The following is a 13,646-nucleotide window of genomic DNA, read 5'->3' on the forward strand; positions in this document are numbered from 1 at the left end:
GGCTCACTCTCCGTCGTGGCTGGGCGCGCAGTTCCCCGCGCCCCTGACGGCGCCCCTGCGGGGCGCGTCCGCCGGGTGGTGGCAGGCGATGGAGTGCTCGGGTGCGCCCGTGAGCTCCGGTGCCGTCGTCCGGCACGTCCCGTCCGCCAGGGGGCAGCGGTCCGCGAAGCGGCAGCCCGCGGGGAAGTCCGCGGGGGACGGCACTACGCCCTTGATCTGGGTGAGGCGCTGGGCCGCCGATTCCAGGGAGAGGACCGAGCCGAGCAGGCCCCGTGTGTAGTGGTGCGCGGGGGATTCCACCAGGTCGGCCGTCACACCCGTCTCGACGATCTGGCCGCCGTACATCACCACCACCCGGTCGGTGACGTCGGCGACGAGCGCCAGGTCGTGCGAGACGAGGATCAGCGCGAAGCCGAGCTCCTCGCGCAGCCCGAGGAGGAGTTGGATGATCTGTGCCTGCACGGTGACGTCGAGCGCGGTGGTCGGCTCGTCGGCGACGATCAGCTTCGGGTCGCGGGAGAGGGCCATCGCGATCAGGACGCGCTGGCGCTGGCCGCCGGAGAGTTCGTGCGGGTAGCTGCGCAGGGTGCGCGCCGGGTCGAGGCCGACCAGTTCGAGGAGTTCGGCCGCCGAGCGGCGGCCACCTCTCCGTACGACCTGCTTCAGCTGGGAGCGGACCGTCATGGCGGGGTTCAGGGAGGACAGGGCGTCCTGGTAGATCATCGCCATGTCGTGGCCGAGCAGGCGGCGCCGGGCGCGCATCGGCAGGCCGACGAGCTCCTGCCCGTCGAAGGTGACGCGGCCGCCGACCTCGGCGCCCTCGGGTTCCAGACCCATCACCGTCAGCGCGGTCAGCGACTTGCCGCAGCCCGACTCGCCTACCAGGCCGAGGACTTCACCGGGCCGCACGTCGAAGCTGATCCCGTCGACGATGTCCACGCCCCCGTGCCGCCGGGGGAAGGAGACGGTGAGGCGGTCGACGGAGAGGACCGGGGCGCCGGCGGGCAGGGGGCGGGCGCGGGTGCGGAGCCGGTGGGCCGCCTCCGTGAGGCCGGGAAGTTCGAGGACCTGGCCGCTGCCGGGCTCGGGGGCCTCCAGGCGGTCCTCCGTACGGGCCGCCCCCGCGGTGTCCCGGCTGGAGGGCGCCGCCCACGCGTCCGACACGCCCTCGGAGAGGATGTTCAGGGCGAGGACCGTGAGCAGCATGAGGAGTCCTGGGAAGACCGTCGCCCACCAGCCGCCGATCAGGACCATGTTCTTGCCGTCGGCGATGACGCTGCCCCAGGACGGGTCGGGCGGCCGCACCCCCGCGCCGATGAAGGAGAGCGACGCCTCGAAGACGATGGCCTCGGCGACCTGCACCGTGCAGAAGACGAGGATGGGCGCGGCGCAGTTCACGGCGACGTGGCGGATCAGGATGTGCGGGGTGCGGGCGCCGATGACGCGTTCGGCGACCACGTAGTCCTCGCCGTACTGGTCGAGCACGTTGGCCCGTACGACGCGGGCGATGGGCGGTGTGAACAGGAAGGCGATGGCGCAGATCAGTACGAGGATGCCGCCGCCGAAGACCGCGACGAGCACGGCGGCCAGGGCGATCCCGGGGAAGGCCATGACGACGTCCAGGCAGCGCATCAGCGTCTCGTCGACGGCCTTGCGGGAGGTCGCGGCGACCGCGCCGATCACGGCGCCGACGACGAGGGCGAGCAGGGTGGCGCCGAGCCCGATCGCCAGCGACCAGCGCGCCCCGTACATCAGCCGGCTGAGGATGTCGCGGCCCAGGCTGTCCTGGCCCATCCAGTGGCCGGCGGAGGGGTGTCCTGTGCCGTCGGTCTGGGGCTGCTGGTCGAGCGGGTCGTGCGGGGTCAGGAGCGGGGCGAGGAGCGCCACCAGGACGACGAGTGCGACGACGCCGACCGCGACCCGGGAGAGCGCGGGGAGCTTGCGCAGGGAGCGCAGCCGGATGCCGGGCACGGAGAGGCGCTCGGTCAGTGTCCTGCGGGGAGCGAGCATCAGATCGATCCCCTCAGGCGCGGGTTGACAAGGAGATGGAGGATGTCGATGACGAGGTTCACGACGACGAAGCCGACGGCGGTCGTGATGACGACCCCCTGCACGACGGCCGGGTCGCCGTTCTTCACGGCGTCGATCATCAGCTTGCCCATGCCGGGCAGCGAGAAGATCGTCTCGATGACCACCGCGCCGCCGAGCAGGTAGCCGACGCGCAGCCCGAGCACGGTGAGCGGATTGATGAGGGCGTTGCGCAGAACGTTGCGGCCCACGACCACCACCGGCGGCAGACCGCAGCCGATCGCGGTGCGCACGTAGTCCTTGTCGAGCTCCTCGACCACGGCCGTGCGGATGATGCGGGTGAGGCCCGCCGCCACCGGCAGGGAGAGCGCGAGGGCGGGCAGCGTCATGGTTCTGAGCCAGCCGGTGAAGGAGTCGGCGGGGTTGATGTAGCCGCCGGTCGGGAACCAGCCGAGGTCCACCGCCAGGTACTGGATCATCAGCAGTGCGAGCCAGAAGCCGGGCGCCGCGACCCCCGTCAGGGAGACGACGCGGATCAACTGGTCCGGCAGCCGGTCGCGGTGGATGGCGGCGGTGACGCCGAGGGTGAGGGAGAGCACCACGGCGATGCCGAGGCCCAGGAAGGTGAGCTGCATGGTGAGCGGCAGGGCGGTGGTGACCTGGTCGACGACGGGGGAGCGGTTGAGGACGCTGATGCCCATGTCGCCATGGAGGAGATCGCCGACGAAGGCGAAGTAGCGTACGGGCAGCGGGTCGAGGAGCCCGTTCTCCTCGCGGAACTGCCGCAGCTGCTCGGGCGTCGGGTTGGCGCCCTGGAAGAACGCGGACGCCGGGTCGACGTCGGAGAAGCGCATCACGAGGAAGACGAAGAGGACGATGCCGAGCAGCAGCGGAACGAGCAGGGCGATGCGGCGGGCCAGGATTCTGAGGACTGCGGTCACGGCACGGGACTCCTGAACTGTCCGGGAGTCAGGCCCACTTGGCCTGCGTCAGATTGATCCCCGGATAGGGCTGGGCCCTGACTCCGGTGATTTTCTTCGGGTCCCAGGCGGTCATGAGTTCGTTGTGGACCACCGGGTAGAGCACGGCTTGTTCCGCGATGACGTCGAGGTACTCCTGGACCATGGCCTTCTTGCGGCCGGCCTCGGGCTCGCGGGTGGCCCGGTCCATGTCCTTGAAGAGCTTCTTCGCGACGGAGTTCTCCGCCCAGCGCGCGTAGCCCATCCACAGGTTCTCGGGGCCGTAGTTGTAATGCATGATCAGGTCGGCGTCGAGCCCGAACTGGTTGGGGTTGGAGGCGGCCGCGACGATCTGGAAGTCCTTCTTCTGGTCCAGTTTGGTGAAGACCGCGGTGGTCTCCTGGGGGTCGAGGGTGACCTCGACGCCGAGCTTCTCCCAGCCGTCCTTGATGGTCGGCAGGCAGTCGACGATCCAGCTCACGTTGACGGCCATGAGGTTGACGCTCAGCTTGCCGACCCCGGCCTCCTTCAGGAGCTTCCGCGCCTTCGCCAGGTCGTATCCGTACACGGTTCTCGCGGGCCGGTAGGAGGGGTTGGCCTCGTTGAGGAAGGAGGTCGACGCCTTGCCGTGGCCGCGCAGGGCGGCCTCGATCATCTTGTCGCGGTCTATGGCGTAGTGCAGGGCCTGCCGGACGCGGACGTCGTCGAACGGCTTGTGCGCGGTGTTGAAGAGCAGGAAGAGGTTGTTCATCCCCGCGCCGCCCTCGACGCTCATCCCGCCCCTCTTGAGCTGCTCGATGTTGGCGTACGGGATGTTGTCGGCGATCTCCGCGTCGGCGCTGCCCCCGGAGATCTTCGCGACGCGCGGCGCGGCGTCCACGATGGTCAGCCAGTTCATCTTCTTGAAGGCCGCCTTGCGCGGGCCGTTGTAGTCGTCGAAGGCCTCGAAGGTCGTGTTCGACTTCGGGTGGTGCGAGACCTGCTTGTACGGTCCCGAGCCCACCGCCTTCCCCTTGGTCGCCTCGTCCCAGGCGCCGGGTTTCCCGAACACGTGCTTCGGCATGATCTTGGCGAGCGAGAGGCGGGCGGCCCCGTCGGGGAAGGGGAACTTCAGGATCAGCTCGACGGAGGTCGCGCCGGTCTTCCTGACCTCCTTGAGCCAGCTCGCGAAGAAGCCCTTGGCGAGGGTCTGGGTCTTCGGGTCGAGGATGCGGTCGAAGACGAAGACCACGTCGTCGGCGGTGACGGGCTTGCCGTCGTGCCAGGTGGCCCCCGGGCGCAGGGTGAACTTCCACGTCGTCGCCTTCGGATCGGCGGGGAGTTCGGTGGCGAGTGCGGCGTACGGCTCCCGGGTGATCGGATCGGTCCCGAGGAGCCCCTCGTAGATGTGCTCGTTGCCGGCCATCGCGAAGGCCGACGCGGTCTGCGTCGGGTCCCAGCTGCCGTCGTTGCCGTAGCCGATGACGGCCGTGAGCGTCGAGTCGCCGCCCTGGCCGCCGCCCCCGGTCTCGTTGGTGGACTCGGGCCCCGAGGAGCAGGCGGAGAGCGTGGACGTGACGACGGTGGCGGCGCCCAGGGCGCCGGTGTACCTGAGGAAGGAGCGGCGGTCCGGCGCGATCAGGCGGGGCGCCGTACGAGAGGTCGGATCGGTCACTGTGGTCCCCTGCCTCCTTAAGAGGTCCCACGTCCTACGTCGTGGGTGGCGTGGCGACGATAGGAGGGGGGAGAGGGCCGGTCAAGGGCTCCGGCACCGGGTTCCGGCACGGGGGCGCGGGGCGGGTTCCCGGGCGGCGGGCCGGGTGAGGTGCGGGGGCGCCAAGTGGCCGACCGGGCAGGCCGGGTTGGGGTGTCCGCCCGGTGTGCCGGGGGCACGGGCGGCGCCACGGGCGCGGGGTGATGCTACGGGTGCGGCGTGTCGTCGTTGAGGGTGGGCCCGAGCTCCCGGGCGAGGGCCACCGCGAGCGCCCGGAAGATCCGCACCTCCGGGTTGTCCTCGTCCGCGCGCACCGCGAGGTAGCTGCTCTCCCACGGGGCGTCGAGGACCGGTACGAAGGTGGCGCCCGGCCACGCGTAGTAGCGGGCGAAGGACTTCAGGCCCGAACCGGCTGCCCGGCCGGTGACCACGCCGGTCAGCACCTCCTGCGGGGTCACCGCGAACTCCGTGCTGCGGCGCCGGGCCTCGTCGCCGAAGTAGAGGTAGTCGGTGAAGGGGCGCGGGGTGTGGCCGGGGACGCGGAAGAACGGCAGCCCGGCGATGTCCGCGACCGTCGCGCCGGTGAGCCGGGCCGCCGCCAGCGGGGAGCGGTCAGGGACGACCACGATGCGCTGCTCCGTGGTGAGGACGTCGGCCACCACCCGCTCGTCCTCGGGGCCGGGGCGTACGAAGGCGACGTCCACGCGGTCCTCGGTCAGCGCCGTCACATGCTCGGTGAAGTCCAGCTGGACGATGTCGAGGCGCACGTCGGGGCGGGCGCGGCGGTAGGCGTTGATCGCGGCCGGGGTGAGCTCCGCCGAACCGTGGCCCATGATCCCGACGCGCAGCGGGCGCTCCGCCGGGCGGGTCGCGGGGTGGACGGCCTCGGCCATGTCGTCCAGGGCGGCGTTGGACGCGGCGAGCAGCATACGCGCGTGGGAGGCGAGGCGTACGCCCGCGGGGGTGGGCACGACGGGGCTCGTGCGCCGGTCGAGGAGCGTGGCGCCGAGGTCCGTCTCCAGGCGGCGGACGTGCTGGGTGACGGCGGGCGGTGAGAGGAAGAGGCGGGCCGCCGCCCGGCCGAAGTGGCCCTCCTCCACGACCGCAAGGAACGACGACAGAAGTCGCAGATCGAGCGGCGCGGAAGACATGCGTATCAGCGTAGACCGGGTGGTCACGGGGGTGCGCGGGGTCTTCACGAATCGTGAACGGGGGCGGCGGGGGCGGGTGCGCGACGCCTACAACTGGGCGGCATGAGCATCACCACGGAATCCTGCCTCGCTCCCGGAGCCGAGGCCGCCCTCGATCCGCCCCGTCGTCGCCCCGGGGTGCGGGCCGCCTGGATCATGATGGCCTCCGGGTGGAGCGCCAACCAGTTCTCCGCGCTGCTCGGCGCCTACCGCTCCGAGCTCGGCCTCTCCGCGTCCGCCGTCACCGGCCTCTTCGCCCTCTACGTGGTCGGGCTCGTCCCCGGCCTCCTGGTGGGCGGCCCGCTGGCCGACCGGGCCGGGCGCAGGCCGGTGGCGCTGACGGCGCTCGCGTTGAACCTGGTGTCCACCGGGGTGCTGATGCTGGGAGCGGGGGCCACCGGGTGGCTGTGGCCCGGGAGGTTTCTGACGGGGGTCAGCGCGGGGGCCCTGCTGGCGGCGGGCAGCGCGTGGATCAAGGAGCTGTCCTCGGCTCCGTACGCCGTCGAGGGTCCCGCGGGCGCGAGCACGGCGTCGCGCCGGGCGGGCCTCTTCGTCTCCGCCGGCTTCGCCTGCGGAGGCCTCGCGGCGGCGCTGATCGCCCGGTGGGCGGCGGCGCCGATGATCACGGCGTACGTGCCGCACGTCCTGTTGGCGGCGGGCGCGGGCCTCGCGGCATGGACGGCCCCGGAAACGGCGCGGGGCGGGGGAGTGGCGCCGGTCGGGGGAGCGACCCCGGTCGGGGGGACGGTTTCGGCCGGGGGAGCGGCCCCGGTCGGTGGAACGGCCCCTGCCCGCGCGACGGTCGACGCCCGGGCCGGGGCAGGGAGTGCGCACGGCGGCACCGGCCGGGCGTTCCGGCGGGGGATCCTGCCCGTCGCCCCGTGGGTCTTCGCCGCTCCCAGCGTCGGCTTCGCGACGCTGCCGGGGCTCGTGCACGGCGGGCTGGTGTACGCGGGCGTGGCCACCGCCGTCGTGCCCGGCACGGGCCTGCTCGTGCAGCCGCTGGCCCGCCGGGTGGCCCGCCACCACCGGCTCGCCACGGCCGTGGTGGGGCTGCTCGTCATCGCCGTCGGCTTCGGCGCGGCCGCGCTCGCCGTGGCGGGGACCGGCCCCGCGCTCGCCCTCGCCGCCGCCGCGGTCCTCGGCGCGGGCTACGGCTTCGTGCTGACGTACGGCCTCACCGAGGTCACCGCCCTGGCCCCGCCGCACCGCCTGGCCCGCCTCACCGCGTACTTCTGGGCGGCGGCGTACGTGGGCATGCTCGCCCCCTTCGCGGTGACGCTCCTGTCCGCCAGGGTGCGCCCGCCGACGCTGTTCGGCGCGGCAGCGACCCTGTCCGTCCTGTCCGGCGCCCTCCTCGTCGCCCTGCACACGCGCCGGGACCCGCGGAGGTAGCACCGCCGGGTACGGGCCGGTACCGGCTCTTGGGCCCCGCGGTCTCGCGGAGCGGGCATTCCGTCCGGCCGGGCGGAGGGATTTGTATCCTCGGCTGGCGCCATCCACCGAGCGCCGCACCTGCGAGAGGCAACACCATGAGCACCGAGCTGAGCCCCGACACCCAGGCCCTGGCCGGGCTGCTTGAGCAGGCCCGGAAGGAGTACGACGAGCTCGCCGGGCGTGGGCTCTCCCTCGACCTGACCCGGGGCAAGCCGGCGCCCGAGCAGCTCGACCTCGCCGAGGACCTGCTGAGCCTGCCCGGCGGACGGCACACGGCCGCCGACGGCACCGACGTCCGCAACTACGGCGGGCTGCGGGGGCTCCCCGAGCTCCGGGAGATCTTCGCCGAGCTCCTCCAGGTGCCCGCCGGGCAGCTGCTCGCGCTCGGCAACTCCAGCCTGGAGCTGATGCACGACTGCCTCGTGCACGCCCTCCTCGGCGAGGTGCCCGGCGCCACGTCGCGCTGGGTGGACCAGGAGCCCATCGCGTTCCTGTGCCCGGTGCCCGGCTACGACCGGCACTTCTCGCTCTGCCGGCGGTTCGGCATCGACATGATCCCCGTGGCGATGACGCCCGACGGCCCGGACATGGCCGAGGTCGAGCGGCTCGTCGCCGAGAACCCGGCGGTCAAGGGCATCTGGTGCGTGCCGAAGTACAGCAACCCCGACGGCGTCGTCTACAGCGACGAGACCGTGGCGCGGCTCGCCGCGATGCCCACCGCCGCGCCCGATTTCCGGATCTTCTGGGACAACGCGTACGCCGTCCACGACCTCACCGACGAGCCCGCCGAGATCGCCGACCTGCTCGCCGCCTGCGCCGCGGCCGGGCACGAGGACCGGGCGTTCGTCTTCGGGTCCACCTCGAAGATCACTTCGGCGGGCGCGGGCGTCGCGTTCTTCGGCTCCTCGCCCGCCAACGTGAAGTGGCTGCTCGAGGCCAACCAGAAGCGGTCGATCGGTCCCGACAAGATCAACCAGCTGCGGCACGTGCTGTTCCTGAAGGACGCCGACGGCGTACGGGCGCACATGACGCGCCACCGCACCCTGCTGCGGCCCAAGTTCGAGACGGTCGCCCGGATCCTGGAGGCGGAGCTCGGCGGCACCGGCCTCGCCACGTGGACCTCGCCGAAGGGCGGCTACTTCGTGACGCTGACGGTCCCGGACGGCTGCGCCAAGGAGGTCGTACGCCGCGCCGCGGAGGCCGGCATCGTGCTGACCCCGGCCGGTGCGACGCACCCCTACGGGGACGACCCGCGCGACGCGGTCATTCGCGTGGCGCCCAGCTATCCGAACCTCGCGGAGCTTGAGCAGGCGATCTTGGGGCTGGCGGTGTGTGTGCGGCTCGTTGGCTATGAGCGGGGCGTGGTGGCGGTGCGCTAGGGGGAGTTTCAGGGGCGTGGGCGTCCGTTTATCTGTGCGGGTCGGCTGTGGCTGGGTGCGCAGTTCCCCGCGCCCCTAGGGGTGGTCGTCCGTTTACCTGTGCCGGTCGGCTCTGGTTGAGCGCGCAGTTCCCCGCGCCCCTGGGGGGTGGGTGTCCGTTTACCTGTGCGGGCTGTTTGTGGTTGGGCGCGCAGTTCCCCGCGCCCCTAGGGGGGTGGGCCTCCGTTTACCTGTGACGGTCGGCTGTGGCTCGGCGCGCGGTTCCCCGCGCCCCCTGGGGGGTCCGGGGTCTCTTCCAGGAAGGGGGTCAGGAGGCCCGGGACCGCTCGTTCCGCGAAGGTCAGGCCCTGCCCCTCGTCCACGTCGTACGCCGCGTACTCCTGCGCGCCCGCCGCCGTCGTCGCGCTCAGCGTCACCAGGCCCGCCCGGCGTTGCAGCACGGACTGCTTGACGGTCCAGCCGATCACCCCGCCGCGCCGCAGGGCCACCGTGGACCGCCGCAGCGTCCCGGACCGCACCACGAGATAGTCGCCGTCGAGCGCGTGCCCCAGGCTGCGGTACGCGTCGCACGCGAGCGCCACCGCGAGCGGCACGAGGACCACCGCGGCCCCCGCCCCCAGGTAGTTCAGGACCGGCACCCCGAGCAGCACCCCGAGCAGGACCAGGACGAGGGCGGGCGTGAGCGCCGCCGACACCGCCCAGCGGATCCGCCGCGCCCGTGCCGCCCGCGGATGCGGCGTGAGCCGCGCGGCGGTGGGCGTCACCGGCTCCCGCAGGACACGCGCCGCCACCTCACCGGCGAGTGCGCGCGGCGCGGCGGGCAGCAGGGTGCCCGGTCCCGCCTGGTCCTCCTCCTCGCGCCGGGAGAGGCCCGTGGCGACCGCGTCCACGCGGGCCGCCCCGGACAGCCGCAGGCCGAGCGGCTCCACCACGTCGACGCCGCGCAGCCTGGCCTCCTCCAGGGAGACGGAACGGGTCGTGAAGAGCCCGCGCCGCACCCGCAGCGTGCCGCCGGGCTCCCGTTCGAGGCGGTAGCTCCACCACATCTCGACCCAGAGCCCGAGCGCCCCCACCGACCCGGCGGCCAGCGCCCCCGCGGTCAGCGCGAGAACCATGCCCGCGACCGACATCCCGCGAAAGGCGTCGCCCACCCGCTCGATGACCTCTTCCTGCACCCCGAACCACTCGCTGACCTGCATCACCGCCCCGCCGACCGCGGCCGCGAGCGCCGAGGTGACGAAGGACAGCGGGGCGTAACGGATCCAGCGGAGGTCGAGGGCGGCGATCGTGCCCTGGGCGGCGCAGGCGTCGCCGGGGGCCGTGCGGCGCAGCAGTTCGCGCCGCAGCCGTTCGCCCTCGGCCCTGCGGACGGGGCGGAGTTCGAGCGTGGCCTCCTGGCCCGCGCTCTGCTCGCCGGTGCCGATGCGGACCTCGACGAGGCCGAGGAGGCGCAGCAGCGGGTGGGCGACGAGGTCGACGGAGCGTATGCGTTCCCTGCTGAGGGAGCGGTGCTTGGCGAAGAGGATGCCGCTGCGCAGCTCGGCGCGTTCGGGCCCGATGCGGTAGCGGCTGTGACGCAGCCGCAGCGCGTCGACACCCACGCCGCTCGCGATCACCAGCAGGCTCAGGCCCACGGCCCAGGCGATCACGGGCCCCATGGCCACCCAGCCCTGGAAGCTGAGGGTGACCGGCAGGCCGACGGCGGTCACCACGCCGCCGGTCATCTGGACGGTGACGAGCAGCGAACGCCGGTCGAGCCGCCGCCAGTCGTGCTCCTCGGCGAGCTCGCCGCTCACGTCGCGTCGCCCGGCGTCGCCTGGGTGACCAGGGCGAGCCGCTCGGCCAGTTCGGCCGCGGTCGCGTGGTCGAGGCCCTTGACCTTCAGGGCGCCCCTGGCGGACGCCGTGGTGACCGTGACGGTGGAGAGTCCGAAGAGGCGCTGGACGGGTCCGCGCGTCGTGTCGACGGTCTGCAGCCGCGACATCGGCGCGATCCGGCCCTCGGTCCAGAAGAAGCCGGTCCGTACGTACACCGCGTCGTCGGTGACCTCCCAGCGGTGCACCTCGTACCACCACAGCGGCAGCAGCACCCCGGCGAGCAGACCGCCCGCCGCGAGCACCGCGGCGGGCGGCAGGAGCCAGAACCTGGCCGGCGCGATGAGCGCGCCGAGCAGCCCGAGGAGCGCGACCGGGGCGGCGGCCGTCAGCAGCAGTCGGGTACGCCACCAGGCGACGGCACGGCGGTCCAGGGGATGGCGCGGTGGCCGCAGCCGCACACCCGTCCCCGCGGCTCTCGCGACTGCGTCGGCTCCTTGGTCAACAAGCATGAGACGAAAGGTACTTGCTTGCCCGAGATGCCTGCTCACCGGCTGTAGCCGGACTCGGCCGAGCGTCGACCGGCACCGGCACTGGCACTCAGTGCTGCTGCGGCTTCTGCGGCGTCGCCTCGCTCGGCCGCACGATGACGTGCCCCTCGCCCTCCAGCTTCAGCTGGACGGCCTCGCCCGAGCCGCCGCGGATCATCGACCCGATGGACTGCGAACGGTGCAGGGACGTGGCCAGGTGGGCGGTCCAGCCGACCACCGCGTCCGTGTCGACGTACACGGGCTGCTGCGGCGAGACGGGGATCACCAGCGGGCTGCCCTCACACATCAGCCCCAGCTGCCCCGCGCCCGTGAAGACGCTGTTGAACAGCCCGCCGCCGGTGACTCCCGCGCCCTTCACGGTCTTGATCTCGTACGAGAGGGTCGCGTCGAAACAGAGGACGTTGCGGCCGTTGACCGTGAGGACGTCGCCGGGCTCGACGTCGACGATGAAGCAGTTCTGCGCCTCGTGCGCGAACCAGGCCTCGCCCTGCCCGCGCACGGCCATCAACGGCAGCCCTTCCCCGGTCATGGCGCGCTTGAGCATCCCGCCCACGCCCTGCCCCTTCCGTTCGAACTGCAGGCTGCCCCGGTAGGCGATCATCGCGCCCTGCCGGGCGAACATCTCGCCGTTCACCGCGTACTTGACGGACTTGGCGTTCTGCAGGGTCATGCCGGGTGCGTGGGCCGGCTGGGCCATGTGGTCGCTGGAGAACAGGTCACTCTTCATGCCCACATCTTGGGCTATGGCTGGTGAGCACGGAAGCGACTTCCGGCTACGGCCTCGCGCGCGGGAAGCGGTTCCGCTGCTCCCGGACCCCGGCGACGAAGGCGTGCCAGGCGGGGGCGCCGAGCAGGAGAGTGGGGCTCTGCGACCCGATCTTGCTGTCCCGCACGGGAACGATTCCGGTGACGACTCCGGTGACTCCGTCGGCGACCTCGATGCAGCTGCCGCCTTCGCCGTTGCTGTAGCTGCTCTTGCGCCAGCGGGCGTTGCTCAGGTCGTACTCGCGCAGCACCACCCAATACTCGGGCCTTGCCGCGTCCTTGAGAATTCCCGCCCGCTCCAGTCGCGCAGCGACAATCTCCTCCACTTACTAGATCCGTTCCGCCACATCCAACTGCGGTTTACGAATTGCCTGTTCGAACTGGCCGATGTGTCCACCGGAGGCAAAGACCCTCGTACCCAGCGCTGGCCATGGCCAACCGCCTGCCGCTGCCCCGCAGTTGTAGAGGACAGAGTCCTGCCGAGTGTAGGTGCAGTGCGTCACCGTATGTGCGGGAAGAGTGAAATCCGGGGACGAAGGGGAGCCACGTGAAGGCGGATGGAAAGCATCACGCAGCGGCATGTATCGAACATGCGGAGGAAACCGTGAAGGAATTGCGCGACGCACTCGGGCAGGCGGGAATTACGTTGCCGTCGTTGGGGATCGATCCGGCGACGCTCGCCAGGGAGACGCCCTGTCCGCGCATCGAATGGGGCGGGTGCTCCGCCGACGTCGCAGTCCGGCTCGCCGCCGCGCTGAGGAGGGCGGGATGAACCTCGACCTGCCCGTCGGGGCGTACGTGGTCGACACCCGTAGCGGCCAGGTCGGCCGGGTCATGGGGCACGAGGGGCCGTACGTCCAGCTGCGCCCCTACGGAGGGGGCCGGGAATGGGACTGCGCCCCGGAGGCCGTCCGCACGGCGACCACCGCGGAGCGGCTGCGCGCGGCGACGGCGTACGCGAACGCCAGGAGCCGGGGAGAGGTGCCCTGACGGCCCTGTGGAGGCACCCGGGCCCGGAGTGTCGTCGGCATACGCGAGAATGGCCCCATGAGTCTGTTCCGCGACGACGGCATCGTGCTGCGCACCCAGAAGCTGGGTGAGGCGGACAGGATCATCACGCTGCTCACGCGCGGTCACGGGCGGGTACGCGCCGTGGCGCGAGGGGTGCGCCGGACCAAGTCCAAGTTCGGGGCGCGGCTCGAACCCTTCTCCCACGTCGACGTGCAGTTCTTCGCGCGGGGGAGCGAGCTGATCGGGCGGGGCCTGCCGCTCTGCACGCAGAGTGAGACGATCGCTCCGTACGGCGGCGGAATCGTCACGGACTACGCGCGCTACACGGCCGGGACGGCCATGCTGGAGACCGCCGAGCGGTTCACCGACCACGAGGGCGAGCCGGCGGTGCAGCAGTATCTGCTGCTTGTCGGCGCGCTGCGGGTCCTCGCCCGCGGGGAGCACGAGCCCCACCTCGTGCTCGACGCGTTCCTGCTGCGCTCCCTCGCCGTGAACGGCTACGCGCCGAGCTTCAACGACTGCGCGAAGTGCGGTATGCCCGGCCCGAACCGGTTCTTCTCGGTCGCGGCGGGCGGCTCGATTTGCGTCGACTGCCGGGTGCCCGGCAGCGTCGTCCCGTCGGCGGAGACGCTCACGCTGCTCGGTGCGCTGCTCACCGGCGACTGGGAGACGGCGGACGCGTGCGAGGCGCGGCACGCCAGGGAGGGGAGCGGGCTGGTTTCCGCCTATCTGCACTGGCATCTGGAGCGCGGACTGCGCTCCTTGAGGTACGTAGAGAAGAGCACGTGAGCTCGTCGCGTGCGGTGAACAGCTAGGTAG

At 72.2% G+C, this 13,646-nt stretch carries 13 protein-coding genes and 1 pseudogene; 5 read left to right on the forward strand and 9 right to left on the reverse strand.

Going from position 1 to position 13,646, the window contains the following annotated elements:
- Window positions 1–3: 3 nt before the first annotated feature.
- The 4 genes from ACFVYL_RS10935 to ACFVYL_RS10950 all read right to left on the reverse strand — a co-directional run bounded on the left by ACFVYL_RS10935 (window position 4) and on the right by ACFVYL_RS10950 (window position 5,831).
- The gene (locus tag ACFVYL_RS10935) at window positions 4–2,010 is read right to left on the reverse strand and encodes a dipeptide/oligopeptide/nickel ABC transporter permease/ATP-binding protein (RefSeq protein ID WP_389714515.1); all 2,007 of its coding nucleotides are present in this window, start codon (window positions 2,008–2,010) and stop codon (window positions 4–6) included.
- Window positions 2,010–2,969 carry an ABC transporter permease gene (locus ACFVYL_RS10940; RefSeq protein ID WP_389714516.1) on the reverse strand — a complete coding sequence of 320 codons (960 nt, stop codon included), beginning with the start codon at window positions 2,967–2,969 and terminating at the stop codon, window positions 2,010–2,012. Before ACFVYL_RS10940 ends, ACFVYL_RS10935 begins: the two co-directional genes overlap by 1 nt.
- Window positions 2,970–2,997: 28 nt before the next feature.
- Entirely contained in the window at window positions 2,998–4,641 is a 1,644-nt protein-coding gene (locus tag ACFVYL_RS10945; RefSeq protein ID WP_389714517.1) for an ABC transporter substrate-binding protein, read from the reverse strand.
- Window positions 4,642–4,886: 245 nt separating this feature from the next.
- The gene (locus tag ACFVYL_RS10950; RefSeq protein ID WP_389714518.1) at window positions 4,887–5,831 is read right to left on the reverse strand and encodes a LysR family transcriptional regulator; all 945 of its coding nucleotides are present in this window, start codon (window positions 5,829–5,831) and stop codon (window positions 4,887–4,889) included.
- 102 nt (window positions 5,832–5,933) lie between these two features.
- On the opposite strand from ACFVYL_RS10950, the gene ACFVYL_RS10955 reads away from it, so the two are divergent.
- Window positions 5,934–7,265: an MFS transporter gene (locus tag ACFVYL_RS10955; protein WP_389714519.1), complete on the forward strand. Its 1,332-nt coding sequence runs from the start codon at window positions 5,934–5,936 to the stop codon at window positions 7,263–7,265.
- Between the two features lie 137 nt (window positions 7,266–7,402).
- The gene (locus ACFVYL_RS10960) at window positions 7,403–8,686 is read left to right on the forward strand and encodes an aminotransferase class I/II-fold pyridoxal phosphate-dependent enzyme (protein ID WP_389714521.1); all 1,284 of its coding nucleotides are present in this window, start codon (window positions 7,403–7,405) and stop codon (window positions 8,684–8,686) included.
- Window positions 8,687–8,892: 206 nt separating this feature from the next.
- On the opposite strand, the gene ACFVYL_RS10965 is transcribed toward ACFVYL_RS10960, so the two are convergent.
- From ACFVYL_RS10965 to ACFVYL_RS10985, 5 genes and pseudogenes are all read right to left on the reverse strand, one after another.
- Window positions 8,893–10,482, reverse strand: coding sequence for a PH domain-containing protein (locus ACFVYL_RS10965; protein WP_389714523.1), 1,590 nt, complete (start codon window positions 10,480–10,482; stop codon window positions 8,893–8,895).
- Window positions 10,479–11,012 carry a PH domain-containing protein gene (locus ACFVYL_RS10970; protein ID WP_389714524.1) on the reverse strand — a complete coding sequence of 178 codons (534 nt, stop codon included), beginning with the start codon at window positions 11,010–11,012 and terminating at the stop codon, window positions 10,479–10,481. Before ACFVYL_RS10970 ends, ACFVYL_RS10965 begins: the two co-directional genes overlap by 4 nt.
- An 88-nt stretch (window positions 11,013–11,100) precedes the next feature.
- The gene (locus ACFVYL_RS10975; protein WP_389714525.1) at window positions 11,101–11,778 is read right to left on the reverse strand and encodes an AIM24 family protein; all 678 of its coding nucleotides are present in this window, start codon (window positions 11,776–11,778) and stop codon (window positions 11,101–11,103) included.
- A 46-nt stretch (window positions 11,779–11,824) separates the two neighbouring features.
- On the reverse strand, window positions 11,825–12,142 hold the full coding sequence (locus tag ACFVYL_RS10980; RefSeq protein ID WP_389714526.1) for a DUF397 domain-containing protein: 318 nt from the start codon (window positions 12,140–12,142) through the stop codon (window positions 11,825–11,827).
- Between the two features lie 6 nt (window positions 12,143–12,148).
- Window positions 12,149–12,238 (reverse strand): annotated as a pseudogene (locus ACFVYL_RS10985) (transcriptional regulator); the annotation flags it as partial.
- 125 nt (window positions 12,239–12,363) lie between these two features.
- Here ACFVYL_RS10985 and ACFVYL_RS10990 point away from each other — a divergent pair.
- The 3 genes from ACFVYL_RS10990 to recO are packed head-to-tail and all read left to right on the forward strand — an operon-like array spanning window position 12,364 to window position 13,616.
- The gene (locus ACFVYL_RS10990; RefSeq protein ID WP_389714527.1) at window positions 12,364–12,588 is read left to right on the forward strand and encodes a hypothetical protein; all 225 of its coding nucleotides are present in this window, start codon (window positions 12,364–12,366) and stop codon (window positions 12,586–12,588) included.
- A complete protein-coding gene (locus ACFVYL_RS10995) occupies window positions 12,585–12,806 on the forward strand; it encodes a hypothetical protein (protein WP_389714529.1) in 222 nt (73 codons plus the stop codon). The genes ACFVYL_RS10990 and ACFVYL_RS10995 overlap by 4 nt, the downstream gene beginning before the upstream one ends.
- Before the next feature lie 57 nt (window positions 12,807–12,863).
- Complete coding sequence (gene recO / locus ACFVYL_RS11000; RefSeq protein WP_389714531.1) at window positions 12,864–13,616, forward strand: DNA repair protein RecO; 753 nt, start codon at window positions 12,864–12,866, stop codon at window positions 13,614–13,616.
- Window positions 13,617–13,646: the final 30 nt, after the last annotated feature.

Source organism: Streptomyces sp. NPDC058308 (assembly GCF_042880275.1).
Classification (GTDB): domain Bacteria; phylum Actinomycetota; class Actinomycetes; order Streptomycetales; family Streptomycetaceae; genus Streptomyces.